This window comes from Robertmurraya sp. FSL W8-0741, assembly GCF_038004005.1.
Classification (GTDB): domain Bacteria; phylum Bacillota; class Bacilli; order Bacillales; family Cytobacillaceae; genus Robertmurraya; species Robertmurraya siralis.
Genome location: NZ_JBBOQG010000001.1, coordinates 3,749,862 through 3,775,516, shown reverse-complemented (window position 1 = coordinate 3,775,516; position 25,655 = coordinate 3,749,862). Strand labels below are relative to the sequence as shown.

Below are 25,655 nucleotides of genomic sequence, written 5' to 3'. Positions count from 1 at the left end.
TCTCGTGATGGCAAGTCCACAACTTAAAAACGGCCATACAAGGATTGCCAACGAGATTTTAGAGCAAATAACCAAGACCAATCTCAATGGCACACAATTAAGAATCGTTATGGTCATATGGCGCTTTACATACGGATTCCGCAGAAAAGCACATGAATTACCACTTGCTATGATCGCGGAAAAAGTCAACACCACGAAAAGCCATGTAGATCGAGAATTAGATTGTCTCATTGATAGAAAAATTGTGACAGTCGTTGGGATTGGTAAAAGGAGGGGAAGGATATTGAGCTTTAACAAAAATTATGAAGAGTGGACCGAGCAACCAGTTAGCTCACCGGAACCAGAGCTGCCTAAGAAAGTTGAAAAGCCCAAAAAGGCGAAAAAACAGAAATATAGCGAGGATAACACCTATTTCAAGATGGCAATTTACTTTCATGGTCTTGTGTCGGCCGTGGCAAAAGAGGCAGGAGTGGAGCATCTTATCCGAAAAGCGAATTTACAGTCCTGGGCAGATGATTTTCGGAAGCTTATTGAGATTGATGGAGTGAACAAGTACCTTGCAAAAGATGTTATGGATTGGGTGACAAAGGACGATTTTTGGAAAACCAATGTCCTATCTGCTAAGAAGCTTAGAGAGAAATTCGGAGAACTTGCTATCAAGATGAACGCTGCGAAAAAACCTGTAATGCCTATGAGAGAAGTTATTAAGGATAGCCGAGATAAAGATATTGCCTTTACAAAGTGGATTGAAAGTGGCGGTGATCCTGATGCATTCGATTGGAGTTGAAGAATTAGCTGCTGAGCAATCTGTTTTAGGTGCAGTGTTCTTGGACTCGAATGTTTTGGATGACATTGTTTTTCTTGAGGATAGAGACTTTTCAAGCGTACGACATCAACAAATTTATAAAGTTATGAGATTCCTAGAAAAGCGTGGGAATCCTGTAGATATCATCACTGTTACTGAAGCCTTCGAACGGTTCGGAGGGGTCAAAAATATTGGCGGAGTTAATTATTTGTCTAACCTAGCAGCATCTTGTCCAACTACTGCCAACGTGGAGTATTATGCGAGGATCATTCGATCCAAAGCGATGGAACGGAGAATGAAAAACACTGCGGATATCATCAAGGGAATGTCCAGAGACGATTACGACAGCGACGAAGAGTTCTTTTCATATATTGAAAACTTAGTCTCTGAAATGAGACCTCAAGATAATGCCAAGATGAAAACATTTGCTGAAATGAGACAGGATTATTTTAAGCATTTGAAAACTCCTGCTCAATATATCCCGACAGGATTTGAACAGTTTGACGCTTGGGCTAAAGGTTTATGGCGAAAATGGCTTTTTATCTCGGCTGGTCGTCCATCAGTTGGTAAAACAGCTTTACTCTTACAAAGGTTACAAGGTGTGGCTATGCAAAATAAAGGTGCGGTATTGCTCTTTTCTCAAGAAATGAGTAGGGAGCAAGTAATTGATAGATGGCTGTCTAATGCGACAGGGATTTCATATCAAAGAATTAAACACAAAAACCTTGATTCAAAGGATATGGACAAAATATTGATTGCTTATGAAGCTTTTGAGGATTTGCCTTTATATGTTCAAGACTCAGCCGGGGTCACTATTGATGAGGTTAAGGCGACAGCTAAGCAAATTAAAAAGAAGCATGGTCGAATTGCGGTTATTGCTATTGATTACTTGCAAATCATGCGTATCCCGCAGAAAAAGGGTGAGTCGAGAGCAACAGCAATTGGGAATGTGACGGGCGAAGCAAAAAGAATCGCTATGGATTTGGATTGTTGTTTGATGATGCTTTCCCAAATGTCGCGAACATTCGAAACGGCATCTAAGCCTCAACTCTCCCATTTAAAAGAATCAGGCTCCATTGAACAGGATGCTGATGTTGTAGAGTTCCTTTGGCATGATCCAAATGATACGACAAGTGGAGGTAAGGTGATTCAACAGACGATCGCAAAGGGGAGAGATACGGGATTGAATGATTTTAGGTTGTTGTTTCAGGGGTATAGGCAAAGATTTTCGGAGCTCAAAAGAGAGGAGTGAGGTTGTGGAAACGATTAGAAGTCAATTTGAAGTCGGTGATTGGGTTCGGGTTGTTAATAGCAGGGGGCAGGAGTTTATTGGGTTTGTTCTTAAACGTGATCCGGATGATGGTGATGTAAAGGTACAATTCACCAGTGACCCTAAAGGAAAATCAATGAAAAGTTCTTTGTGGGTCGAAAAGGAGCTAGTTTATCCTTGTAAAGATTCTATAAATGAAGATGACCTGCCGGCACTCATAAACCTTGCTTTAGATACTAAAGATGAGGAATGGTTTAGAGAGCTCACAGCGCAATTGCCGGAGGAATTACCGTTTTAGATAACTGGATTTGTATTATGTTTCCTAAAAGAAAGGGGCGGTAAGGTTGTGCTGGATTGAAGTCAACAAAGGAGATCCAAGAGCATTAACTTTAGCAGATCGGCATTATACAAGACAGAAGCCGGGCACTAATCAGTTTTGCCGACCTGGTAAGAATATAGTATTACTGTCAAAAGATGAAAAAGCGTTGTGGGTGACGTGGCAAGGTATTAGGGATGACGGCTTTAATGCTTGGGAATGTACATTGTTTCGTAATGAAGGAAATTATCTTTCTTCCCATTTGATAGTTCTAGCATTAGGAATTACTGCAGCTAAATGGGGGAGCCCACCAAGAGATGGCATTATCACTTATGTTGGAAAGCATTTAAAGGGTGGAACTTTTCATGCAGCTGGCTTTAGAAAGATTGGTGTAAGTAAAAAGAGAGGCCTTCCTCTTTTGCAATTACCAAAAGACAGAATGCCTCCACCATTACAACCAGCAGATGTAAGTTTGTTTGAACATGAAATGCTGATTTTATAAGGAAATTACTAATAAGAAAAAGTTAAAATAAAACTCCAGATAATAACCCATGCAAATATTAAAGCACCAGTTGCAATGAGAATCATAGATACTTGAACTAAGAAGGATTTATATGTCTTAAGTAAGATTGCTGACCCTTTTAGATAATAGAAAAAAATTAAAAGGGAGATACCCATAGCAATTATGTAAAATGCAATAGCAATAAACGTAGTGTTACTAATAACGAATTTCAAAGTTAAGAGTTGACCAGTGATAAGTGCTGTGATAGCTGTGAAAATTGTAACTAAATTACTAATAATTCCAAGTTTCTCTGTACTATCTCCATTTTTATAACTATTAAATAGTTCTTTTATATTCATGGGGGAAACCTCTCATAATACTCATATTTAAACTATTTAATTATAGTAATTTTTTCTAATAACTACAAGAATTATTAAGTTAACTAGGTGGTGATCGGTATTAGATTCCTAGATTTGTTTGCAGGGATTGGCGGTTTCAGAATGGGAATGGAACAAGCTGGTCACACCTGCGTTGGATATGTTGAAGTAGATAAATTCGCTCGAAAAAGCTATGAAGCTATTTATGATACGAAAGGAGAATGGACAGCTCATGACATCACAACAGTTTCAGATGAGTCTATTCGAGGAATCGGACATACAGACGTTATCTGTGGAGGATTTCCGTGCCAGGCTTTCTCAATTGCTGGAAAGCGGAAAGGTTTCGAAGATACTAGAGGAACTCTCTTCTTTGAGATTATGCGCTTCGCATCTATTCTCAGACCACGCTATTTATTCCTTGAGAACGTCAAAGGGCTCCTTAACCACGAAAATGGGAATACGTTCGAGATTATCCTCAGAACCATGGATGAAGTCGGGTATGATGCAGAATGGGATGTGCTTAACTCTAAAAACTTCGGAGTCCCACAAAACAGGGAACGAGTGTTCATTATCGGACATCTTAGAAGAGCAAGTACCAGAAAAATATTTCCTATCAACAGAAAAAACGAAAACTCTATTAGAATCATTGGCCATCTAAAAGAAGGATTTAGACAAACAAATGAAGTTCTTGATCCAACAGGTATATCAACCTGTATAAGGACTTTTCAAGGTGGTGGTCTTGAACCAAAGGTACTTGTAAAAGGAAACCTTAATCCTTCTGGAAATGGAATGAATGGTCAAGTATACGACAGCAAAGGACTTGCTCCAACTCTAACTACTAATAAAGGTGAGGGTAACAAAATTGTTGTCCCTGATTTCGAAGTGTGGGATATGTACAACAAGAGAAAACGAACTGACGGAAACGTTGGAACTATTACAGCTAATGGAAACACAAGTTTTACTCATGCAGGGACATTCGGAATAAGTGATGGATACAGAATTAGAAGATTAACCCCAAGAGAATGTTGGAGACTTCAAGGTTTCCCAGACTGGGCTTTTGATAAGGCTAAAAAAGTAAATTCAGATAGCCAGTTATATAAGCAAGCTGGCAATAGTGTGACAGTTAACATCATTTATGAAATTGCTAAGAGATTATGAAACAAAAGAGTAAAGGAATGTCCTAGGAAGTGATATTCGTGGATAAATACGAAACATGTGATGTATGTGGCAAAACACTCTATATAGAAAAGTCTGAGGATTTCTTCGTAGAAACCAAGAATGGAAATTTCGTATTTTGTGAGACTCATTATCTAGAGTTCGAAAAGAAAAGAGGTCGAGCCAGTGAGACTAATTAGCTGTAGCGTTTGTTTCAAGCTTTACCCACTTAAAAAAACCACAATCGTAAGCAAAAAGAGAGTTTGCCATAATTGCAAAAGTAAGCAAAAAGAACAAGAAGAATCATTCGAAATTAAGTAAGGATGTGCTGATATGGATCTAACTAAAGCTACTGATCAGCAACTCTATGATATTGCACAAGACGAAGGAGCAAGAATGAAAAAACGGTATGAAGCAACTAAGGAATTGCAGCGTAGGAAGAAAGAAAAGGCTTTACAAGTGGATATTGAAAATAAAGAAAATAGGTGGTTTAGATGAAAGGGTGCAGAGTCTTCGGGTGCAGAAAAGAATCATATAAGACTTGGGCAAATGTGTCACTTTGTAAAGGACACTATGAAGATATTAAAGCTGAAACTGCCCTTTATTATCATGGCAAGGCAAGTATGAAGATTTCTCATGAGGAAAGAGAAATATTTCATTCAATCGCTCATGAAATTCCTTGGGCTAGGAGGACAAGAGTATGAGATTTGTGGGGATTGACCCATCTACTAAGACGGGGTTTGTTGCACTTGATGAAGATGGACAAGTCTTAGTCGCTAAAGAACTCACCGGAGTAGGAAAAGAAGATCCTAAAAGAATGGCGACTCTCATTGATGAGGTCATGAGACATGTTCAAAAAAATGATTACATTGTTATTGAGGGATTTGGATATGCGTCTCAACAGGCTATTCAGTTAGGTGGCATTGGATGGGGTATCAGGATGTCTTTACTCAGAAGAGGAATGAATTATTTCGAAGTTGCTCCAAGTTCTGTTAAGAAATATGTTGGTGTCACTGATTGGAAGGGTGAAAAAGGAAATAAAGTCAGGTTGCAGGGTAAGGAAAAGAAAAAAGTTGTGATGGAAGCTGTTCAGGATATTTACGGTTTTTATTATAACAGCGACAACGTAGTTGATGCTTACATTATGGCTAGAATCGCTTTGAATCTTTATTTAGCACAACATACAGGTGCAGTTCTTGCTCCAAAGCATCAATTAGAGGTAATCGACAATATTCTAAATCCTAAGAAAAAAGCGAAGCCAAAGAGAAGAGTGAAGTCGAAATGATTATTAAAGACTCGGGCAATAGAAGAGAATTTGAGACAGGTGCGGTTCGTGATATGCAAGAAGGGAAAGGACGACTCGATTTACTTCCACCAACTGCAATTTTAAGACTTTCCCAGCACTTTGAAAAAGGCGCAGAGAAATACGGTGAGTATAACTGGCAGAAAGGCATTCCCATTCACAGTTATATAGATTCGGCATTGAGACATCTCATGAAATATCTTGATGGACAGGAAGACGAGGATCATTTATGTGCTGCCACTTGGAATTTAGTTTGCGCCATGTGGACGGAAGAGAAACATCCAGAATTGCAGGACATTCCAACTAGGGTGAAGGAGGTCATCAAATGGCCGGATGGAGAGAAGAAAGACCAAGAAAGTTAAAGAAGGTTGTCACTGGAATGAACCCAGGAACAATCGAAAGAGTCATCAAGTCTCACGAAGATCGCGGCTGGGTAAGAGCAAGTGACGTTAAAAAAAATGGAAATGGTTTGGGATGTTTAATGACCATGGAAAATAAGAAAAAAAGGAGAGATAAAGCATGCAAGTAACCGTTAAGGCTCATTTTAATAAACAAACTAAAGATAGCAAAAAGGAGCTTGTGCAGTTTTATGTAAAAGGTGAGGACGAGAAAAAGCAGGAACTTAATCAATTAACCCGTGAAGTGGTTGAATTGGAAATCGAGGGTGTTGATCAGAAATTAACTTGTGAGTTCAGTAAATCTGCAAAGGACAGCAAGAAAACTGTATTAGAGTTCATTGTCAAAGGCGATACATCCTCAGACCAATCATATAATTTTTACCGTAGAGCTGGCTCTGATGTGACACTCCATATCGTGGAGTCACAAATGAGCATAGATGAGTTTTACGAAGAGCATGAAGGTGTAGAATATACAGTAGATAAAGATGGTACCGCAAGTGTTGTGACTGATCAGATGTCGCTGGATGATGTTTCGAATGAGGACGAGTTGTCCAATGATGAGCTAGAGTAGTAGTTTGCCCTAGGGTAACTCCTAGGGTATTGTTAATTGAGGGGTGATACATCTTGAGCTTTGAGCTACCCGAATTAGACAGAAAAGCGACACAAACTAAAGTGGAAGAGCACCTAGAGAAGTATCGCTTATTTAAGTATTTAACATTTGATGAGAGAGAAGCATCCATTACAGCTAGTCCAGAGGTGCGGTATCATAGTCCTACTAATGAGACTGGCGATCAAACAGGAAGTATTGCCATTTACAATGCTGATGAACAATTATATCGGAAACGCTTCTGTGAACGAACAGAAAAGGCTGTACAGCGTTTGCCGAAGATGGAAAGGTTTTTAATCGAAGAACGTTATATGAGCGAGGATAGCGAATATTTGACGGACTATAATGTGTATTGTTTTAAGTTTCAGCCGCCGATAAGTGCTACCACATATTCTAAAATTAGATGGAAGGCATTTTATCGATTAGCACTCAATCTAAACATAGCGATTACTAAAAAATAAAACCTCCTAATTAGAAGGAGGTTTTATTTAAATGACTTTATTTTTAATTGATACTTTGTTATAAAGACCATTGATTTCTTTATAACGGTTGTAAATTTCTCTTATTTCATTTCTTATATTCTCGTTTATGCTAATGAGCATGTTTTCAGAATTAAATGTGTAGATATATTCTGCTTGGTCTCCGGTTTCAAGAAAGCATTTGGTTACACCGATTAAATAATTGTCTTCAGAATGGAAATTAACCGAAATATAATTAGAAAGACGGGCATTTTCAAGTAACTCAAAAGGAGTCAGTTTAGGAGCATACAGTTCTTCAAAAAGTCGTTCAATAATATCATAATTCATTTTATTCACCCCAAAAGTATTTTCTCATAACTGCACGAAGATGTGAATCTATTTCATAGACATTATTTATTGCTCGATCGTAGTCATCTAACTTCCAATCTTCTCTTCCATCACCGATAAAATTTTTCAAGGAGTGATTAAAGTATATGCCAAGTAAAGCTCCATTATTTTTAGCAGTTTTATAGATATATTGGTATTTTCTTGGAAGAATAAATCGGTTAGTGGTTAGTTCGTTACTAGACAATTCTAAATTGAAGTCAACGAGTAGTTGAGGGATAATATCCTCTCTAATCAGTTGGTCAATTTCAGATTTTTTCCTTTTAAGATAAAGATCTGGTCGTAAATAACGTTCCTTGTCTTGTGATTTCAGACTTTGTTGATATAAAACTTTTGCTTTCTCTTCGGAAATTTCAAGCAACTGTTGTAACTCTTCTATTTTCATTTTTTCCTGCGCAACAGCTATTTCGCGTCTTTTTAAAAGCTCGCTATCTATGAATGCCTCTCTTTCAGTAGAGTAACTTTCTGATTCCTTCACTACACCGAAATCGATATTATAAGGAGTTTTTTCGCTTGGATCTACAGGGTAATCAGTTTTTATTCTCTTAATAATATCTCGCTTTTTTATTTCTTTTTTGTAATAGTTCCAAAGAGTATCTAAACCTAATTCTTTATGATGAATGGCTACTGCTATGTTGTCCTCTTCTGATAAACGCTCGACATCTTCTTCTGAAATGGCTCTTAACACTCTTCCAATGAATTGCGCATACGGTAAGAGTGTTTTATATGGTCTAAGTATTGCTGCAATAGTTAAGAATTTATGATCGTATCCTTCTCCTAACATTGCTACATTAATTACTACATCAACATCATGATTTTCTATTTTTGCAAATTCTTTTTCTCTTTCGTGTTTTTCCATTTCACTATGTACAATTGAGCATTTGTATCCTTTTTCTTCATATTGAGATAACAATTGTTCTGCGTGCCATATACTACAAGCAACAGCGATGATTTTATGAGGATTACCAGTCTTTTCTTTCTTTTCTTCTAAATGTTTTATTGATTGTTCAATAATACTGTTATTACTTTCTGGAGATAAAGCTACTGAACGCTGGATCCACTCTTCATCTCTTAAACCCATATTTCTAATTTCCTCTAATGAATAAAGTTTTGAGGAATCTTTGTCTAGAGTAAGATAAAGATTTTCTGGTATATAATCAATTTTTTCAAGACTTTTTATATATCCTTTCGCCATTGCTTTTCCAAGGCTGTAGCTGTAAATTTCCTCACCATGTATCTTTTGTCCATCGCTTCTAAAGGGAGTTCCTGTTACCTTTAATACTTTAGCTTTTTGGAAGTATTTTATAGCTCTTTTCCATGTGTTTGCTTCCGAATGATGTGCCTCGTCGATTATTATAAAGTCAAAAAAATCTTTTCCAACTCTTTTTAAAAGTGAAGAGTCTAGACGTTCCTGTAATTTATGTACATTTAAAATAATTATGTCCGCACTATTTATAACTTCATCAGTAAGTGATTTATCGTATTCAATAACTGAAGGTAACTCGTTGTAGTTGTCAAATATTCTTGTGTATAGCCAGAAGTTTTTGGGGTATAAGGGATCTAAAGATCCTAAGACAGAGTCTCGTATTACAGTTTGTGGTGTTATTATTAGAACCTTACCATTTGAAATATTATACGGAGCAATTCCCATTAATCCGGTTTTACCAGTTCCTGTAGGTAATACAACAAGGGCGTGTTCAGAACTATTCCTTTCATTAAAATGTTCCAAAATTTTCTCATAAGCTTTAATTTGCGGCTCTCTTAAATACTCGTTTTCAAAAACATTTGGATTAGCTGTTTTAAAATATGACATGATTTCTCTCCCTCTTAACTTTTTCATCCGACAAATATTTACATCCCCTATACAAAATTATTTCAACACATTTTCTAGAGAATCCTTTAAATATTTTAAAAAAAAGAGAAAAATATTAAAAAAAATTCATAAAAAAATCATAAATATTTTTTGTGTTATTTGGTTTTAACACTGTTAAAGTTATAACATCGGGAATTGATTAAGGAATTCCTTTCACGGACAATTTCTTGGTCAGTTCTTTTTTTCTACACGGTGGTGGAAAAGGTAGACACAAAAGAGGTCCCTAGTGACGTGCCAACTATAGTTGATAACCATAGGTATGTAAGGTGCAAATCCTTACCCGTGTATTATTCTTTTTATATTTGATATTCCATTCCTGGGGCAAAGTCACTGCCTTTAAAGCGACTATAAACATCTCCTCCTGTTTTAACAGCGATCCCAGTTGTTAAGGAATGGATCGGGACGGTTTGCCATCCACCGCAGTGAGTGATGGCTTTTAGTTTGAATCGATTATTGGTATATTTATCTAAAGACAAAATATGTTATTGGGGGTGAACGCCATAAACTTTGAAACAAAACATCTTATAAGATGGGGAATTCCAGGGTGGATATTTCTTTTATTTGTTTTACTTAATGCCTATATTGGAAACCTGCCTCTAATGGATTTTATGGAGACAAATAATGATATTGCAATAATCGGGATAGCTGCAACTTTAACGGCAATCGGCGTACCTGTGGGTTATGTAATTCATCAAGTAAGTATGCTGTTTGGATTTGTAGTTTGGAATAACTGGAAAAAATATTATAAACACGAATTTGATTTAGATTTAATTATGATGCAAAACATAAATGCTGATAAATTAAAGAGTAGATTCGTTCATCTTTTAACTAGGGTACACGAACTAAGAGCATTAACTTTTAGTTTTCTGTTATCTTTTCTAACAAGTTTGACCCTAGTTCCATTATTAAATATAGAAATTAGCAAATATTTGCTTGCTAGTTATATATTAAATTTCTTTTTATGTGCTGTTTCCTACGTCAATCAAAAGTATTTTGAGGGGAATTTAAAGTACCTCACAAAACAAATAAAGCAATTATAATGCAACTTAGAAGCATTCCTTCGGGAGTGCTTTTTTATATACGAAAATTTGTTCGTACCACAGGTGTAGTACTATAACGTCGTCCTACAGTTAGGGTACGATATCGTACTACAATTGTGGTACTATATCGTCCTACAGGTGTGGTACGATAAAAATTTTTCCTACATTATATACAAAAACGCTAAAGAAAATATTAAAGAAAATATTAAAGAAAATATACTAGCAAATGAATTTGCTAGAGGATAAAATCTTTAAGAAGTATTACTATTCAACTAAATGCAGAAACAGATAAACTCTCAGCGAAGTTACAAGCTATTGCCAAACACGCAAAAGCATTGGCTGATGAATTAGATCAAATTGATAAAACTACTTGTCCAGAATACGGTGGAGAGTTGGAAGAAATAGAAATATACGGAGATGATAAAGGTCCTTATATCATATCCAAATGTATTGAATGCGGACTCAGTAATACTCTTGATGAAATTGAGGATAACTGATGGTTGAATATAAAGCTCGTCAACAGAAACATTAAGGTCAAGAGCGAAAGGAGAATAAAGAATGAGCGATAAACCTATCCAAGCCACATGTGATGCTGGATGTAAAAAGGTATTTTCAATTAACAAACTCAAAACAAAGCTAGTGAAAAATGGAATTGAGAAAACTTATTTTCGGTGCCCACATTGCAAGCATGAGTACATTGCCTTTTATGCAAATCAAGAAACAAAGAAGCTTCAGAAAAAAATGAGAAAGTTACACGGATCAGTAAAAGAAATGGATGAACAAACACTTGCAACATTATCCAAAAAAGAAACTGAATTAAAGGCTTTGATTAAACAGAGTATGGATGAAGCGAGAAGAATTGTTGAAAGGGAAGAATAAGTTAAAGGACAAGTAACACCTCTTTAGAGGTGTTTTCTATTTTGTCTTAGAATGGATTGAATTGTATGACGGGTAAACCACTTAAACCATGCAACAAAATAGGATGCCGAAATTTAACTCAGGAAAAATACTGTGAGGAACATAAGCAGGCATCATCCGAAAAGCAAAAGTATTATGACCGGCACCAACGAGATAAAAAATCTAACTCTTTTTATAAGTCTTGGGCGTGGCGTAAAGCTAGGGGCATAGTGATAGCCAGAGATAATGGTCTATGTCAGCAATGCTTAAAAGAAGAGCGTATCGTGCCAGGTGTCATCGTGGATCATATCACACCATTAAAGCAGGATTGGAGTAAGCGGCTAGACTTAGATAACCTTTGGCTACTATGCCAATCTTGTCATAATAAGAAAACAGGGAGGGAAAGAGCTGGGAATTGATAGCCCCCCTCTCGAAAAAGTAAAAAATAAAATTCCGTATAGACCGACGGGCAGTTTTCTGTGCACAAAAATCCGTTTATTCAAATTTTTTTAGGAGGTGAAATGGATATGGCAGGTAGACCGAGGCAGCCACTTGAAGTGATCAAAGGAAAAGGGCGTTCAAACCATCTAACTAAAGCGGAAATGAAAGAAAGAGAAGAGCAAGAAAATGCTATTCGAGGAAGTACAGAGAATATTGTTGCACCATCTTATTTAACAAAAAAGCAAAAAGATGAGTTTTATAAGATTGCAAATGAACTAATAAAGTTGAAAATTTTTAGCAATTTAGATGTAGATGGGTTAGCACGTTATATTGACAGCAGAACGGAATATGTAAAAATTGTTAGGTTGTTAAGAAGCATGAAGCCGATTGATGTTTCAGATGGTGTTAAAAGCCTAAACGAATCTTACTCTAAATTGCAAAAAACAAAGAATCTACTTTTTAACGAATGCAAAGGAGCGGCTAGCGAACTTGGCCTTTCCATTACATCACGCCTAAAACTTGTGATTCCAAAAGCAGATCCACCGAAGCATACTCCGACAGAGTTTGAGAGGAAGTTCGGTGATGTTTAATGCAAAATGTTCTTACAAAGCCATCTTTGAGGTTTCAACTAATTGAATATAGTGAACAAGTGATAAACGGTGACATTATAGCCTGCGAAAAGCATAAATGGGCGTGTCAGCGTTTTTTATTTGACCTTGAAAGAGAAGATACAGACGATTTTCCTTATGTTTTTGATGAGTCAAAAGGTGAAAGATTTTTAGACTGGATGCGACTCTTTAAACACAGAAAAGGGGTTCTCGCCGGGCAGCATATTGAGCCACATATCATTCAAAAATTTATATTTGGGAATATATATGGATGGGTTCATCGAGTTACGAAATATCGGCGATTTTCAAAAGGTTATTGGCAAGTAGGTCGTAAAAACGCAAAATCACAATCGCTTGGCGCAGTTGGCAGTTATGAAGCATCAGCCTTTGGGGAGCCATCATCAGAGGTTTATTGTGCTGCTACGAAGAAAGAACAGGCAAAAATTGTTTGGGAAGAAACACAAAAAATGATTGAGGGTTGTGGAGACCTAGCTGATAAATTTAGAACAGCCTATGGGACCATCACACATATTAAAAGTGATTCTATTATTAGACCGTTATCTAAAGAGGATCGTAAAAGCGGTGATGGATATAACCCACAATGTGGAATCATTGATGAGTACCATGCCCACGAAACAGATGAAATGTATGAAATCATTGAATCTGGTATGGGAGCGAGACCACAACCATTAATGATGATTATCACTACGGCTGGACTTGATTTGAATAATCCTTGTTATCGGGTTGAGTATCATTATGTATCTCAAATCTTGGACCCTAATAGTCCGATAGAGAATGACAATTACTTTGTCATGATCAATGAATTGGATAAAGAAGATGATGTGAGCGATGAGTCAAATTGGCAAAAAGCTAACCCGATTCTTTGCTCTTATGAGAATGGAATCGAATATCTTCGAAAAAGGTTAAAGGCTGCGCTTGATGTACCTGAAAAAATGGCGAAGTTTCTGACTAAAAACATGAATTTGTGGGTTGATCAGAAGCAGGGCGGCTATATGCCGTTGTCGAAATGGAATGCTTGCAAAGTGGATGAGGATCCTGATTTAACCGGAAAAGATGTATATATCGGTGTCGACTTATCCAAAAAAATTGACTTGTCTTCAGTAGGATTTATATTTCCAATGGATTACGGATTCCATGTTAAGCAACATTCCTTTATGCCTGAAGATGCTTTAAAAGAGAGACAGGCGAAGGATAGAGTACCTTATGCTCATTGGATTGATAAAGGTTGGTTGAGTGTTACTCCTGGATCGGTAGTTGATTATTCATACATCGAAGATTGGATAGCGAACAAAGTGGAGGAAGAAGGATGGAACCCTATTTTACTTTGTTATGACCCATATGGCGCTACTCAATTTGCTCAAAATATGAATGCGAGAGGTTTTACGGTTGTTGAGGTCCGACAAGGATTTCAAACACTAAGCGAACCGACCAAGGATTTTAGAGAACATTCATATCAACAGAAGATCACTCATGACGGGGATGAACTTTTAGCATGGGCAATTGGAAATGCAATGACCGAAATTGACGCTAATGAAAATATTCGATTATCAAAACGTAAATCTCGCGAACGAATAGATCCGATAGCCGCAATAATCACCGGGTTTGTACAAGCTAGATATGCTGAGACGAATTCAGGAAGCGGAAATATCAGCTTTATTTCAGTTAATGACTTATAAGGAGGTGAGACTTTGAAATGGTTTCAACGATTTAAAATGGCCGCTAGAGGAGCAAAGGCAGGTTGGAAGGGGGTGACTTACGACTTTTCTAACTGGTTTGGTCGAACCTTTTGGGGAATCGACAATAGTAAACTAGCAACCAATGAGACGATTTTTAGCGTTATTAGTAGGCTTTCGAACACCTTATCTGCTTTACCGATTAAATTACATCAAAATTATGATGTGATTACGGACCATCAATCGGCTGATGCGCTTATTAATGATCCTAATCCGAATATGACAAGCTTTGATTTGCTGAATAAATTAGAGGTCGCTCGTAATGAAAAAGGAAATGGTTATGCAGTAATCATAAGGGATATTCGAATGCAACCAGAAGCAATTATTCCGATTGATTCCAGCTATGTGACGCCTTTTATTAACTTAGATGATGACTCTTTGTGGTACCAAGTAAATTCAGCATCCAAAACACATTATATTCACAACATGAATATGATTCACGTTAAACATATAACAGGTACATCACGATGGGCGGGGATTAGCCCATTAGACGTTTTAAAAAACACCTTGGAATATGACAAAGCAGTTCAAGAGTTTTCTCTTACAGAAATGCAAAAAAAGGAGTCCTTTGTGTTAAAGTATGCTGCGAACGTGGATGATGAAAAAAGACAAAAAATTATCGACGATTTTAGAAGATTTTACAAAGACAACGGGGGAATACTTTTTCAAGAACCCGGGGTTGAAATTGATAAATTAAAAAAAGAATACTTTGCTTCTGATACGTTGGCGTCCGAGCGAATTACTCGCTCAAGAGTGGCCAACGTTTTTAATGTTCCGGCTTCTTTTTTAAATGATTCCGAAGGAGGCACCTTTGGAAGTAACGAACAGCAGATGATTCAGTTTGTAAACATGACTTTGCTTCCTATTGTTAGGCAATATGAGCATGAATTTAACCGAAAATTGCTCACTAAAGCCGATCGATTGCGTGGGTTATACTTCAAATTCAACCTTGGAGGGCTACTTCGGGGCGACACTGCTGCCAGAACCGCATTTTATCAAGCAATGCTTAGGAGTGGAGGGATGAAACCGGATGAAGTGAGACGACTTGAAGACTTGCCTCCATTAGGTGGTAAGGCGAACGAACTTTGGATATCGGGTGATCTATATCCGATCGAAATGGATCCAGCATTAAGAAAATCTTCATCGAAAGGAGGTGAGGGGAATGGGGAAACAAAAGAATAAGTTTTTTAACATGAAAGCATCCGATGATGGTAAATCAGCGGATATTTTTATTTATGGAGAAGTTACGAAGTATGCTTGGGAAGAATATGGAGAAGTTTCTTCGATTACGTTTAAAAACGAATTGGACGAGTTGGGCGAAGGTATCGAGATTATTAATCTTTATATTAATAGTCCGGGCGGCAGTGTGTTTGAGGGGATTACCATTCACAATATGCTTAAGCGTCATAATGCCAGAATCATTGTTCATGTTGATGGTGTGGCAGCTTCAATTGCATCTGTTATTGCGATGGCAGGAGATGAAATCTTAATGCCAAAAAACTCTATGTTGATGATTCATAATGCATGGACATTTACATGGGGAAATGCGAAAGAATTAAGAAAAGTGGCAGATGATTTGGATCGTATCAGCAACTCATCCATGCAATCTTATCTGCAAAAAGCAGGTGATAAGTTAGATGAAGAAACTTTGAAAGAGCTTTTGGATGCAGAATCTTGGTTGTCTGCAGATGAAGCATTTGAGTATGGGCTTTGTGATGAGGTGCTTGCTGAAAACAATATGGTCGCATCAATTAGCGATGAACTCTTCGCGAAATACAAGAATGTACCAAAGGAGCTTTTTAAACAACCACAAAATAGTACAATTTCGGCCGAAGAAATGGCTCAGAGACAAAAAATAGCCGAAGAGTCTAAGGCCAATGCGGCGTACATTAATACAATTTTAGAAGGGATGTCATAAAATGAAAACTTTATTTGAATTAAAACAAGACATGGCTACAATTGGTCAACAATTACAAAAAATTGAAAGTGAACTTGCTCAAAAAGCGGTTGACCCAAAAGCATCGATGGAAGATATCAAGGCGTTACAGGATTCAAAAAAGGACTTAAAAATGCGCTTTGAAGTAATCAAGGAGCAACATGACACTTTAGAAGCAGAGCAAAAGGAAAAATTTGCAGCACAGCAACAAACGAAAAATCTTGGTTTAGGTTCCGAAGCAGATCCTAAGCAAAAAATGATTAAGGCTAAAGCAGAATTTATTCGTGCTTCTCTAGAAAGACGTCCAGTGAATGATGAAGCAAAACAGCTAATAGCTATCCCTGCTGGTAATGAAACAGGTGGAGATAAGTTCTTGCCAACTACCATGCAAAATGAATTAGTTCACGAACCATTTGCACGCAACCAATTACGTGAAGTTGCACAAATTAGCGCTATCAAAGGCTTAGAACTGCCACGTATTTCTTACAACTTAGATGATGATGATTTTATAACTGACGAAGAAACAGCTAAAGAATTAAAACTTAAAGGTGATACAGTTACTTTTGGACGTAACAAATTCAAAGTAAAAGCAGTAATCTCTGATACTGTAATCCATGGATCAGATGTTGAATTAGTTGGTTTTGTGGACAATGCTCTACGTTCTGGTTTAGCTGCTAAGGAAAAGAAAGATTCGTTATCGTCAACTCCTAAATCTGGTTTAGAACATATGTCATTCTATAACGGAACTGACATCAAACGTGTACAAGGTGATGACCTTTATAAAGCAATTAAAGCAGCTATCGCTGACTTACATGAAGATTTCCGTGACAATGCTCAAATCGTTATGCGTTATGCAGACTACATGGATATTATTGAGGTATTAGCTAACGGCAACGCTACGCTTTATAATGCACAACCAGAACAAGTATTAGGTAAACCAGTACACTTTGCAGACGGAGCGGTAAACCCTATTATCGGAGACTTTAACTACTTCCGAATTAACTACGATGCCATGACTTATGATACAGACAAGGATGTAGACTCTGGTAACTACCTATTTGTTTTAACAGCGTGGTATGACCAAAAACGCTCTTTGAATAGCGCATTCCGCATTGCTGAAGTGGTTGATACACCCTGATGCACCCCAAGGATTAACGGTACAGTCAAAAACAGACACCTCCGTATCTATTAAATGGGATGCGGTGAGTTATCCTGGGGGAATCAAAGAGTATGAGATTTATAGAAATGACCAAAGTGTTGGAAAGCGAGTAGGTACATCATATTCTGAAAGCAACTTATCTCCTGAGACATCCTACGAGTTCAAGGTACGAGCAATCGCCAATAATGGTCAGATTTCAGCTTTTAGTGTTCCATTAACTGTAGAAACTGAGCCTGCACCTGTAGAAGGTGATTGATGATGCTGGAACAAGTAAAAAAGTACTTGAGAATTGATGAGAGCGAGGATGATGATTTCCTCGCTCTTTTAATTAATGCGGCAAAATTGGATTTGAAAGACTCTGGTGTTCCAGAGCCAAAAGAAAAAGATGAGCGATATGATTTAGCAGTCATGCTTTATTGCGCATTGCATTATGAAAATAGAGATCCAAGCCTGAAAATAGATAAATTAAATTTTGCTTATCAGAGTTTGATTTTGAAATTGAAAAGATATGGTGATGTGGATGAATCCAGCACTTTTTAGGCACCGAGTAATTTTTCAAGAGTATGATCCCGAAGCTAAAAACGAAAATGGTTTTCCATTACCCGAAGATGAAAGATACAAAGATTTTCATTCATCACGGGCAATGATAAAAACTCTAAATGACAAAGGGTCAGCTTATGCGTTTTATGAGGCGGCTACTACCCATGCTAAAAATACAAACTCATTTGTCTTTCGATATTCTAAATTGATACAAGATAAATGGATATCAGGAAAAAAAATAAGGATTATTTTTAAAGGCAGGAAGTTCGAAATTCTTTCGGTGATCAACGACAACGAATCCAATAAAACTCTCACTATAGTTGGGAGGGAGATATTGTGAGTATTCAGCTAGAAGGAATGGAACAACTTATGAGTCAGCTTAATCAGATAGGTGTAAGTCTAAATACAGAAGCCAAAAATAAAGCTTTGATGGCAGGCGTTGATTTAATGTATCAAAAAGTAGTAGAAAATGTCCCGAAACGAACCAGAAATTTAGAGAAAAGCATTCAAAAATCGGATAAGGTTCAGCACGATGAAGTAAGTGTGTGGATTGATGGTCAGGGAAAAGGTTTTTATGGCTACTTTTTAGAAATCGGAAGAAAAGCTGGTGTTGCTACAAGAGGTAAAAATAAAGGGTACAGATATCCAGCGATGGCAGCTCGTCCATTTATGGGACCTGCTTACGAATACAACATAGGGAATGTCACAGATAAGATGGGCGAAGTCATTAGAAGGGAGTTAGGATTATGAGTCTTAACTCTTTAATTATTTCTACCCTCAAACCGTTGGGAGTACCAGTTGAACCATTGAATTATGATGGAAATGAAGACACATATATCACTTTTTTTGAATTTAATCAGACCAGTCAGACGAGAGCAGATGATAAAGAAATAAAGACGAAACACTCTATCCAAGTAGATATATGGAGTAACGGGGATTATACCAATCTTACAAAACAAGTGAAAAATCTCCTTATATCTGTGGGATTTGTCAGAAGGATGGAAACTGAAACATTTGAAGAAGAAACCAAGACCTATCATAAGGTTTTGCGTTTTAATTATGTGAATTAAAGGAGGCTAAAGCTAATGGCTGTAGTTGGATTGAAGAATTTACACTATGCAAAATTAACAAAGGACGATGATACAGGAGTTACTTATGGAACTCCTAAAAAAATAGCTCCTGCTATCTCAGTCCAAATGAATACAAACTCTAATACCGCAACTCTTTATGCAGATGATGGTCCTGCTGCTACTGATTCAGCGCTAGGTGTGACTGAGGTTACGATTAATACTTCTGATTTACCCACGGCAGTAGAAGCAGATTTATTAGGACATACCATTAATGAGGATGGGGTAATGATCGAGAACTCAGATGATGCAACTCCATATGTTGCGATTGGGTTTAGTTCGATTACTTCCGATGGTGGAGAAATGTTTGTATGGCTATTAAAAGGCAAGTTCAGCGTACCTCAACAAAACCATCAGACTAAGGGTGAAAACATTGAATATCAAACACCTACAATTGTAGGGCAGTTCCTGAAACGTGATTTTGATGGTGACTGGAGATATAAAGTTCGCAGCACGGATGACGGTGTAAATGCTGCGGTGATTGCTAATTGGTTTACCGAAGTTTATCAAGAAACAGATGAACAAGAAACAGATGAAATCTAATTTTTGAAGGGTAGTCTTATAGGCTGCCCTTTTTATTTTGGAGGGATGAATTATGAAAATCGAATTGATTGTAGACGGCGAAAATAAAACATTTGCTGTGCCATTTGTAAAAGGGCGTATTCTGAGACGTGCGCTAAAACTAAATAAATTGTTGGAGGGTAAGACACAGCTTGATGACGAGACGATTGATAATTTAGCCGAGTTTGTATGCGAAGTCTTTGAAAATCAGTTTACAGTTGATGAACTGCTAGATGGACTACCGTTGAAAGGGATGCTCCCTAAGTTGCAAGGCACTCTTGTGGATGTCATTACTGAGGCAACCTCAGGCATTGAGGGTGTCTCAGACTCAAAAAACGAATAGAGCCCTATGAGTCTATTAAAAGTGTTTACAAAAATCTCATGAAACAAGGTTATAAGCTCAACGAAATCGATGAAATGGATATCGGTTTTTATTTTGAACTTAACGAATCAGAAATAAAGGAACCAGAAGTTTATATAGATCAAATCCTCTGAGAAGAGAGGTGAGAAAATGTCAGACATTGGTGCTCTTAGAATATCCATAAATTTGGATAGTGCGGATTTTACTAGAGGGATGCGGGATATTAATACGAGATTACGAGCTGTTAATTCAGAGTTCAAAGCTTCTCAGGCGGGAGCAGGGCGTTTTGATAACAGCTTGACTAGTTTAAGAGGTCGAGCAGATATATTGAACCGAACTCTTGAAGTCCACAGGGCGAAGGTGCAGGAGTTACGCAGAAGGTATGAAGAATCTGCACAAGCTACTGGCGAAAACTCTGAGCAAACCATGAGATTAGCTGCTCAATATAATAATGCAGTTGCGGCCATGAGAAACACTGAGGATCAACTAAACCTGGTTAACCGTCGCATAGAGGAACAAACCAATCAATGGCTTGTCATGCAGAGACAATTACATTCAGCAGGAGAAAGTCTTCGTAATGTTGGAAATGGCATGAAAGACATTGGGAAAGACTTGTCCATGAAAGTAACTGGTCCTTTAGTTGCGGCAGGAACAGCAGCATTTAAAGCATCTGTTGACTTTGAATCTGCCTTCGCGGGGGTAAGAAAAACTGTGGATGCAACAGAGGTGGAATTTGCTGAGTTCGAAAAAGGCATTCGAAGTATGGCAAAAGAAATTCCAGCGGCTGCTACGGAAATTGCAGGAGTAGCCGAGGCGGCAGGACAGTTAGGAATCCAAAACGATGCACTCCTAGGTTTTACTCGTACAATGATCGATTTAGGTGAAGCTACAAATATGTCGAGTGACCAAGCTGCAACAGAACTCGCTAGGTTAGCAAATATTACTCAAATGAATCAAAAGAACTTTGATAGATTAGGTTCTTCTATTGTTGCACTTGGTAATAACTTTGCCACAACCGAAAGCGAAATTGTGTCAATGGCATTACGTTTGGCTGCTCAAGGAAAGCAAGTAGGAATGTCAGAGGCTCAAATAAATGCTTTAGCTGCTACTATGTCATCACTAGGTATTGAAGCTGAAGCAGGTGGTACCGCCATGACTACTGTTTTGAAAAAGATTCAAACAGCGGTTGGAGGTGGAGGAAAAGCATTAGCTGGATTTGCCAAAGCTGCTGGAGTTTCGTCAAAAGAGTTTAAACAGGCGTGGGAAAAAGATGCAGTAGTAGCACTCGATATGTTTGTTAAAGGATTAAATAATTCTTCAAAAGAAGGTAAAAACCTCACTACTATTTTATCCGATTTAGGGATTAAGGGTATTCGTGAGTCTGATACTCTTTTAAGGATGGCGGGTGCGTCTAATCTTCTTTCTTCTGCTGTTTCAACATCCACAAAAGCATGGAAAGAGAACACCGCCTTAACTGAAGAAGCCGAGCAAAGATACAAGACTACTGCATCTCAAATGAAAATCCTGTGGAATAACGTTAAAGATTTAGGGATAACCATTGGAGGTATTTTAATTCCTATTGCTCAGGATATGATGAGGAAAATTAAGCCTTTAGTTGATAAATTCGCGGAAATGGACGAAAAAACACTTAAACTGATCCTATCTATAGGAGGAATTGTTGCAGCAATTGGACCATTATTAGTTGTGGGTGGCACCTTGATTAGCTCGCTTGGCGCTATCATGACAGGTTTAGGAACATTGTCAGGAGCAATCGCAGTTGTAACAACAGGAGCAACAGCAGCTACTCCAGCGATTGGAGGTTTAGCCGCGGTGTTTACAACTTTAACTGGCCCTATCGGTATCACGGTTGCTGCGCTTGCAGGTATTGGAGTAGGGATAGGGTTATTAGTTAAAGATTTAAAAAAGCCATCTATCGAAATCCAACGATTTGGTGATGATGTGTCAGAAGCTACTCAGAAGGCTGTTGGGGGATTTTTAGACCTTAATGATAAAGCCACTCTTGCCCTTAGAGAATTAGATTTAACCGCAAAAGAAGTGACTAAAGAAACAGCAGAAGCAGTTTCTAGTAATTTTAGTCAAATGGCTGATCAGATGAGAGAAGCATTAGAGAAAAGAAGTGCAGAATCTCTTGAAATTATGCAGAACTTTATGAGAGAGAGTATTTGGATTAGTCAGCAGGAAAAAGATGAAATCTTAAAAAACATGAACGATAAATACACTCAGCAACAAAATGCAATTTCCAATGGTGAGAAAATCATCAAAGAAATTATGCAAAAAGCATCTGATGAAAAGAGAGTCCTCACTGAATCTGAAAGAATCCAAATCAATAACATCCAAGAAGGTATGGTTAAGAACGGCATTAATTTATTATCTCAAAATGAAGTTGAAGCAAAGGCTATTATGGAACGCATGAAAGCTAATGCGTCTGCTCTAACTGCTGAACAGGCAGCTGAAGTTGTGAAGAAATCTGTTGAACAAAAAGAAGGGGCTATTAAAGCGGCAGAAGAACAGGCTGAGCAAACTATCCAAGAAATTATAAGGCAACGTGATGAATTAGGTACCATAACAGCAGACCAAGCCCACAGAATGATATTCGAAGCCGAGAGACAACGTGATGAAACAGTAAAAAAAGCGGAAGATATGCATCAAATGGTTGTTTCAGAAGCAAAGGCTCAGGCAGAAGAACATGTAAACCACGTAAATTGGGAAACAGGAGAAGTCCTCACAAAGTGGGAAAAGTTTAAACAAGATACATCAATAAAGTGGCAGGAAATGAAAGCAGACGCTGCTAACTGGTGGAAGCAAACTACTGCAGAAGTTAAGTCGAGAGCAGAAGAAATAAAAACTAATGCTTATAATCGTTTTGAAGAATTGAAGAAGCAAACAGCATTAAAATGGGGAGAGATAAAAGAAGGTGCAGCTCTGTGGTGGAAATTAACATCAGAAGTAGTGAAGTTGAAAGCCGAAGAAATGAGGAAAAATGCTGTTAATAAATTCACTGATTTGAAAACAGAAGCAAGCAGAAAATGGATTGAAATTAAAGATGGAATTAAAAAACCTTTTCAAGAAGCTAGAGATTTCATTGATGAAAAAATCAAGGATATAAAGGGATTCTTTTCGAATTTGAAATTAGAATTTCCAAAAATAAAGATGCCCAAGCTACCACATTTTAAACTTAATGGTTCATTTAGCTTAAAGCCACCGAGTGTTCCTAAACTAACAGTGGATTGGTATGCAAAAGGGGCTATATTCACAAAGCCAACTATTTTCAATACACCTTATGGACTTAAAGGTTTTGGTGAGGCTGGTCCAGAGGCTGCATTGCCATTAAACGATCAGGTGCTTGGTACAATAGGTGCTATGATCGCAAAAACAATGGAAAAAGATAATACTTCTCCATCAGTTAATGTTGTTCTCAATTATCAGGGGAATAATGTGCACGATGCTTATACTATGGTGGATATCATCGAAGAAGAATTAAACACTCGCTTTACAAATAGAGCGATCGTAAACGGGGTGAACCCATGAGTCTCATAATTAAAACCTTAGACAACAAGCAATATGACCTAACGCAATACGGTTTAACGTACTTGTCCTTTATGATAGATTCACTCTCCCCTAGAGTCGAATCTGAGAATGCAGAGGGAGCAGATGGCCATATTGATGTCGAAATCAATTACGAAGGACGCACCATGACAGCTACTTACTTGATTGAGGCAACCAATATTGTTGATTTTACAAGACTGCGAGACGAGGTTTACAAGCTCTTTAATGGTAAGAGCTATTTTCATTTAATTGATGATCGTAATCCTCAAAAGAGGTGGAAGGTAAGAACTGCTTCTAAATATGCGCCTGAAAAAGTAACACCTAGCATGGGTACTATTGACTTAGATTTTGTATCACCGTCATCCTATGCTGAATCTATCAATAAAGTCGAGTTCAAACATACATCAAACTTTACCCTCCATAACATCGGAGACGTTGACATCGACATGGTAACTCAGCAGGAGACGGAGATTGAGTTTAGAGGGGTGTCTCAGGGGTTAACCATCCGTAACAATACAACAGGGCAAGAGTGGCGATATAACGGCTCTACAAACGAGGATGATGTCATTTGTTTAAAAGGGATTAGGTCAACTAAAAACGGGATTAGCATCTTTGGCCAGACTAATCGTCAAGTTTTTAAATTTGTTCCTGGTTGGAATGACATAGAGATTCTTAATGCAGAGGATTACGAGATTACAGTAAGGACAAGGTTTTATTATATTTAAGGCAGGTGATTTCTTTGTCACTTCAAAATGTATTCGAGATCGATGTAGACATTAAAAGCAAAACAGCCATACGCACTCCAACCGTGACACAAAATGACACGGTTATTTTTATTTTTCGGATTTTTGACGAAGGCAGGATTTACAACATTGAGGATGGATCAACCTTTACAATGACGTCCACACGCCCTGATAAACAGGCAGTCATCACAGTAGGTGAGGTAACAGGCATTAACACTATCCGATTTAAGCTAGGCACGACAGAGCTTGAGGTTAAAGGTAAAGTTGAGGCGGTTATCCAAGTTTATGACGCAGATGGGCGTGTATCTACCATACCATTTAGGTATGAGGTGCTTAGTGATCCATCCGGCGATTATATCCCATCGGAGGACGAGGAAACGCTTATCCAAAAAGTCTTAGGCGAGGGTCCAAAAATATTGGCGGATGCTCAACAAGCCACCACGGAGGCAAACGAGGCGGCCGAGGCAGCTAATACGGCTACTGATAAAGCTAATCAAATTGCTGCCGAAGTATCACAGGCAATAAGTGATGCTAGGCAAGCGACCCAAGACGCGCTGGATATTACGGAGATTGCTACTTTCGCTGAACAAGTAAGGGTTGAGGCAGAATCCGAAAGACAACAAAACGAGGCGGATAGAGTACAAGCTGAGACGTCTAGACAAGAAGCAGAGCACGTAAGGCAACAACAAGAAGCTCAAAGGCAGTCTGCTACTCAAACAGCCATCAGTAACGCTGAGGAAGCCACAGAAGACGCTCAATCAGTAGCAGATAATACGAGGTATATCGAGCCTTATAACAGCGATACCGAGTACAAGAAAAACAACATTGTGCGGTACGGTAAAAACTCATATATTGCTCTGCAAGATACGCAAGGTAATACCCCTAATGCTAGTGGCGACTCATCCTATTGGGGGTTACTGGCAGTAGGTGGTGTGGATGGGACCGGCTTAGTGTCAAGTGTTAATGGAGTCTGGCCCGATGAAAATGGAAATGTCGAGTTAGATTTTTCTGCTTTTGCCACGAAACAAGAACTGCATACATTGAATGAAGGTTTGTCGGATAACATCAATGAGGTTAGAGATAGTCTTGGGACACATGTATCAGACTATATCTCACATACTGGATTTGCAGCAACCACTGGAACTTCTAATAATTATACAGCAACACTTGAGCCAGCACTTTCCGCATATGCAGAAGGTGTGTCTTTGCGAATTAAAATCCATGAAGAAAATACAGATGTGGTCACTATCAATGTCAATGAATTAGGCGAAGTACCTATTAAAAAAGCAGATGGATCAGATGTGGATGCTGGACAATTAAAACAAGATAGTGTATACACCATATCTTTTAATGGCTCAAATTTTATCTTACAGGGTGAAGGTGGTGGTTTAAACAATTTAGATAGGTCAAGTTTAATTACATCAGTAAACGGAATTTTAGGCGCTTAGGAAA

The 25,655-nt window shown here is 37.9% G+C and carries 33 protein-coding genes; 30 read left to right on the top strand and 3 right to left on the bottom strand.

What is annotated here, in order from left to right; translation table 11 throughout:
- Positions 1-7 precede the first annotated feature (7 nt).
- The 4 genes from NST02_RS18410 to NST02_RS18395 are packed head-to-tail and all read left to right on the top strand — an operon-like array spanning position 8 to position 2,893.
- Positions 8-787 carry a replication protein gene (locus tag NST02_RS18410; RefSeq protein ID WP_340949494.1) on the top strand — a complete coding sequence of 260 codons (780 nt, stop codon included), beginning with the start codon at positions 8-10 and terminating at the stop codon, positions 785-787.
- Positions 753-2,057 (top strand): replicative DNA helicase, encoded by a 1,305-nt coding sequence (locus NST02_RS18405; protein WP_340949492.1) that lies wholly within the window; start codon positions 753-755, stop codon positions 2,055-2,057. Before NST02_RS18410 ends, NST02_RS18405 begins: the two co-directional genes overlap by 35 nt.
- A 4-nt stretch (positions 2,058-2,061) precedes the next feature.
- Entirely contained in the window at positions 2,062-2,373 is a 312-nt protein-coding gene (locus NST02_RS18400) for an IDEAL domain-containing protein (protein WP_340949489.1), read from the top strand.
- Between the two features lie 46 nt (positions 2,374-2,419).
- A complete protein-coding gene (locus NST02_RS18395; RefSeq protein WP_340949488.1) occupies positions 2,420-2,893 on the top strand; it encodes a hypothetical protein in 474 nt (157 codons plus the stop codon).
- Between the two features lie 8 nt (positions 2,894-2,901).
- On the opposite strand, the gene NST02_RS18390 is transcribed toward NST02_RS18395, so the two are convergent.
- Positions 2,902-3,252: a hypothetical protein gene (locus tag NST02_RS18390; RefSeq protein ID WP_340949486.1), complete on the bottom strand. Its 351-nt coding sequence runs from the start codon at positions 3,250-3,252 to the stop codon at positions 2,902-2,904.
- A 141-nt stretch (positions 3,253-3,393) separates the two neighbouring features.
- Here NST02_RS18390 and NST02_RS18385 point away from each other — a divergent pair, with 141 nt between their 5' ends.
- The 8 genes from NST02_RS18385 to NST02_RS18350 all read left to right on the top strand — a co-directional run bounded on the left by NST02_RS18385 (position 3,394) and on the right by NST02_RS18350 (position 7,194).
- Positions 3,394-4,428, top strand: a complete 1,035-nt coding sequence (locus tag NST02_RS18385; RefSeq protein ID WP_445678159.1) for a DNA cytosine methyltransferase — start codon at positions 3,394-3,396, stop codon at positions 4,426-4,428.
- Positions 4,429-4,758: 330 nt separating this feature from the next.
- Positions 4,759-4,923: a hypothetical protein gene (locus tag NST02_RS18380; RefSeq protein ID WP_340949483.1), complete on the top strand. Its 165-nt coding sequence runs from the start codon at positions 4,759-4,761 to the stop codon at positions 4,921-4,923.
- The gene (locus NST02_RS18375; RefSeq protein WP_340949482.1) at positions 4,920-5,129 is read left to right on the top strand and encodes a hypothetical protein; all 210 of its coding nucleotides are present in this window, start codon (positions 4,920-4,922) and stop codon (positions 5,127-5,129) included. The genes NST02_RS18380 and NST02_RS18375 overlap by 4 nt, the downstream gene beginning before the upstream one ends.
- Positions 5,126-5,710: a hypothetical protein gene (locus tag NST02_RS18370; protein WP_095306777.1), complete on the top strand. Its 585-nt coding sequence runs from the start codon at positions 5,126-5,128 to the stop codon at positions 5,708-5,710. The genes NST02_RS18375 and NST02_RS18370 overlap by 4 nt, the downstream gene beginning before the upstream one ends.
- Positions 5,707-6,090: a dATP/dGTP diphosphohydrolase domain-containing protein gene (locus NST02_RS18365; protein WP_340949480.1), complete on the top strand. Its 384-nt coding sequence runs from the start codon at positions 5,707-5,709 to the stop codon at positions 6,088-6,090. The genes NST02_RS18370 and NST02_RS18365 overlap by 4 nt, the downstream gene beginning before the upstream one ends.
- A complete protein-coding gene (locus tag NST02_RS18360) occupies positions 6,054-6,257 on the top strand; it encodes a hypothetical protein (protein ID WP_340949478.1) in 204 nt (67 codons plus the stop codon). The genes NST02_RS18365 and NST02_RS18360 overlap by 37 nt, the downstream gene beginning before the upstream one ends.
- Positions 6,248-6,697, top strand: a complete 450-nt coding sequence (locus NST02_RS18355; protein ID WP_340949477.1) for a hypothetical protein — start codon at positions 6,248-6,250, stop codon at positions 6,695-6,697. The genes NST02_RS18360 and NST02_RS18355 overlap by 10 nt, the downstream gene beginning before the upstream one ends.
- A 53-nt stretch (positions 6,698-6,750) precedes the next feature.
- Positions 6,751-7,194, top strand: a complete 444-nt coding sequence (locus NST02_RS18350) for an ArpU family phage packaging/lysis transcriptional regulator (RefSeq protein ID WP_340949476.1) — start codon at positions 6,751-6,753, stop codon at positions 7,192-7,194.
- Between the two features lie 27 nt (positions 7,195-7,221).
- On the opposite strand, the gene NST02_RS18345 is transcribed toward NST02_RS18350, so the two are convergent.
- Together NST02_RS18345 and NST02_RS18340 are read right to left on the bottom strand one after the other, a co-directional pair.
- Complete coding sequence (locus NST02_RS18345; protein WP_340949475.1) at positions 7,222-7,539, bottom strand: hypothetical protein; 318 nt, start codon at positions 7,537-7,539, stop codon at positions 7,222-7,224.
- A gap of 1 nt (position 7,540) precedes the next feature.
- Positions 7,541-9,409, bottom strand: a complete 1,869-nt coding sequence (locus NST02_RS18340) for a DEAD/DEAH box helicase (RefSeq protein WP_340949474.1) — start codon at positions 9,407-9,409, stop codon at positions 7,541-7,543.
- A 659-nt stretch (positions 9,410-10,068) separates the two neighbouring features.
- On the opposite strand from NST02_RS18340, the gene NST02_RS18335 reads away from it, so the two are divergent.
- The 18 genes from NST02_RS18335 (at position 10,069) to NST02_RS18250 (ending at position 25,651) form a co-directional block, all read left to right on the top strand.
- Complete coding sequence (locus NST02_RS18335; RefSeq protein WP_340949473.1) at positions 10,069-10,509, top strand: hypothetical protein; 441 nt, start codon at positions 10,069-10,071, stop codon at positions 10,507-10,509.
- Positions 10,510-11,067: 558 nt separating this feature from the next.
- Positions 11,068-11,388 carry a hypothetical protein gene (locus NST02_RS18330; protein ID WP_340949472.1) on the top strand — a complete coding sequence of 107 codons (321 nt, stop codon included), beginning with the start codon at positions 11,068-11,070 and terminating at the stop codon, positions 11,386-11,388.
- Positions 11,389-11,453: 65 nt separating this feature from the next.
- Complete coding sequence (locus NST02_RS18325) at positions 11,454-11,825, top strand: HNH endonuclease (RefSeq protein WP_340949469.1); 372 nt, start codon at positions 11,454-11,456, stop codon at positions 11,823-11,825.
- Between the two features lie 108 nt (positions 11,826-11,933).
- On the top strand, positions 11,934-12,437 hold the full coding sequence (locus NST02_RS18320) for a phage terminase small subunit P27 family (RefSeq protein ID WP_095306801.1): 504 nt from the start codon (positions 11,934-11,936) through the stop codon (positions 12,435-12,437).
- Positions 12,437-14,152, top strand: a complete 1,716-nt coding sequence (locus NST02_RS18315) for a terminase large subunit (RefSeq protein WP_340949466.1) — start codon at positions 12,437-12,439, stop codon at positions 14,150-14,152. Before NST02_RS18320 ends, NST02_RS18315 begins: the two co-directional genes overlap by 1 nt.
- A gap of 12 nt (positions 14,153-14,164) precedes the next feature.
- Positions 14,165-15,391: a phage portal protein gene (locus tag NST02_RS18310; protein ID WP_445678158.1), complete on the top strand. Its 1,227-nt coding sequence runs from the start codon at positions 14,165-14,167 to the stop codon at positions 15,389-15,391.
- Entirely contained in the window at positions 15,372-16,127 is a 756-nt protein-coding gene (locus tag NST02_RS18305) for a head maturation protease, ClpP-related (protein ID WP_340949464.1), read from the top strand. The genes NST02_RS18310 and NST02_RS18305 overlap by 20 nt, the downstream gene beginning before the upstream one ends.
- Position 16,128: 1 nt before the next feature.
- Positions 16,129-17,283: a phage major capsid protein gene (locus NST02_RS18300; RefSeq protein ID WP_095306763.1), complete on the top strand. Its 1,155-nt coding sequence runs from the start codon at positions 16,129-16,131 to the stop codon at positions 17,281-17,283.
- The gene (locus tag NST02_RS18295; RefSeq protein ID WP_340949463.1) at positions 17,258-17,560 is read left to right on the top strand and encodes a fibronectin type III domain-containing protein; all 303 of its coding nucleotides are present in this window, start codon (positions 17,258-17,260) and stop codon (positions 17,558-17,560) included. Before NST02_RS18300 ends, NST02_RS18295 begins: the two co-directional genes overlap by 26 nt.
- Positions 17,560-17,844 (top strand): head-tail connector protein, encoded by a 285-nt coding sequence (locus tag NST02_RS18290; RefSeq protein WP_340949462.1) that lies wholly within the window; start codon positions 17,560-17,562, stop codon positions 17,842-17,844. The genes NST02_RS18295 and NST02_RS18290 overlap by 1 nt, the downstream gene beginning before the upstream one ends.
- Complete coding sequence (locus NST02_RS18285; RefSeq protein WP_340949461.1) at positions 17,825-18,184, top strand: phage head closure protein; 360 nt, start codon at positions 17,825-17,827, stop codon at positions 18,182-18,184. Before NST02_RS18290 ends, NST02_RS18285 begins: the two co-directional genes overlap by 20 nt.
- Positions 18,181-18,594: an HK97-gp10 family putative phage morphogenesis protein gene (locus tag NST02_RS18280; RefSeq protein WP_340949460.1), complete on the top strand. Its 414-nt coding sequence runs from the start codon at positions 18,181-18,183 to the stop codon at positions 18,592-18,594. The genes NST02_RS18285 and NST02_RS18280 overlap by 4 nt, the downstream gene beginning before the upstream one ends.
- Positions 18,591-18,914, top strand: a complete 324-nt coding sequence (locus tag NST02_RS18275) for a hypothetical protein (RefSeq protein ID WP_095306759.1) — start codon at positions 18,591-18,593, stop codon at positions 18,912-18,914. The genes NST02_RS18280 and NST02_RS18275 overlap by 4 nt, the downstream gene beginning before the upstream one ends.
- 15 nt (positions 18,915-18,929) lie before the next feature.
- Complete coding sequence (locus tag NST02_RS18270) at positions 18,930-19,514, top strand: major tail protein (RefSeq protein WP_095306758.1); 585 nt, start codon at positions 18,930-18,932, stop codon at positions 19,512-19,514.
- 52 nt (positions 19,515-19,566) lie between these two features.
- Entirely contained in the window at positions 19,567-19,875 is a 309-nt protein-coding gene (gene gpG / locus NST02_RS18265) for a phage tail assembly chaperone G (protein ID WP_095306757.1), read from the top strand.
- A gap of 378 nt (positions 19,876-20,253) precedes the next feature.
- Positions 20,254-23,442 carry a phage tail tape measure protein gene (locus NST02_RS18260; protein ID WP_340949459.1) on the top strand — a complete coding sequence of 1,063 codons (3,189 nt, stop codon included), beginning with the start codon at positions 20,254-20,256 and terminating at the stop codon, positions 23,440-23,442.
- Entirely contained in the window at positions 23,439-24,185 is a 747-nt protein-coding gene (locus NST02_RS18255) for a phage tail domain-containing protein (RefSeq protein ID WP_340949458.1), read from the top strand. Before NST02_RS18260 ends, NST02_RS18255 begins: the two co-directional genes overlap by 4 nt.
- Positions 24,186-24,355: 170 nt before the next feature.
- On the top strand, positions 24,356-25,651 hold the full coding sequence (locus NST02_RS18250; protein WP_340949456.1) for a cell envelope integrity protein TolA: 1,296 nt from the start codon (positions 24,356-24,358) through the stop codon (positions 25,649-25,651).
- Positions 25,652-25,655: the final 4 nt, after the last annotated feature.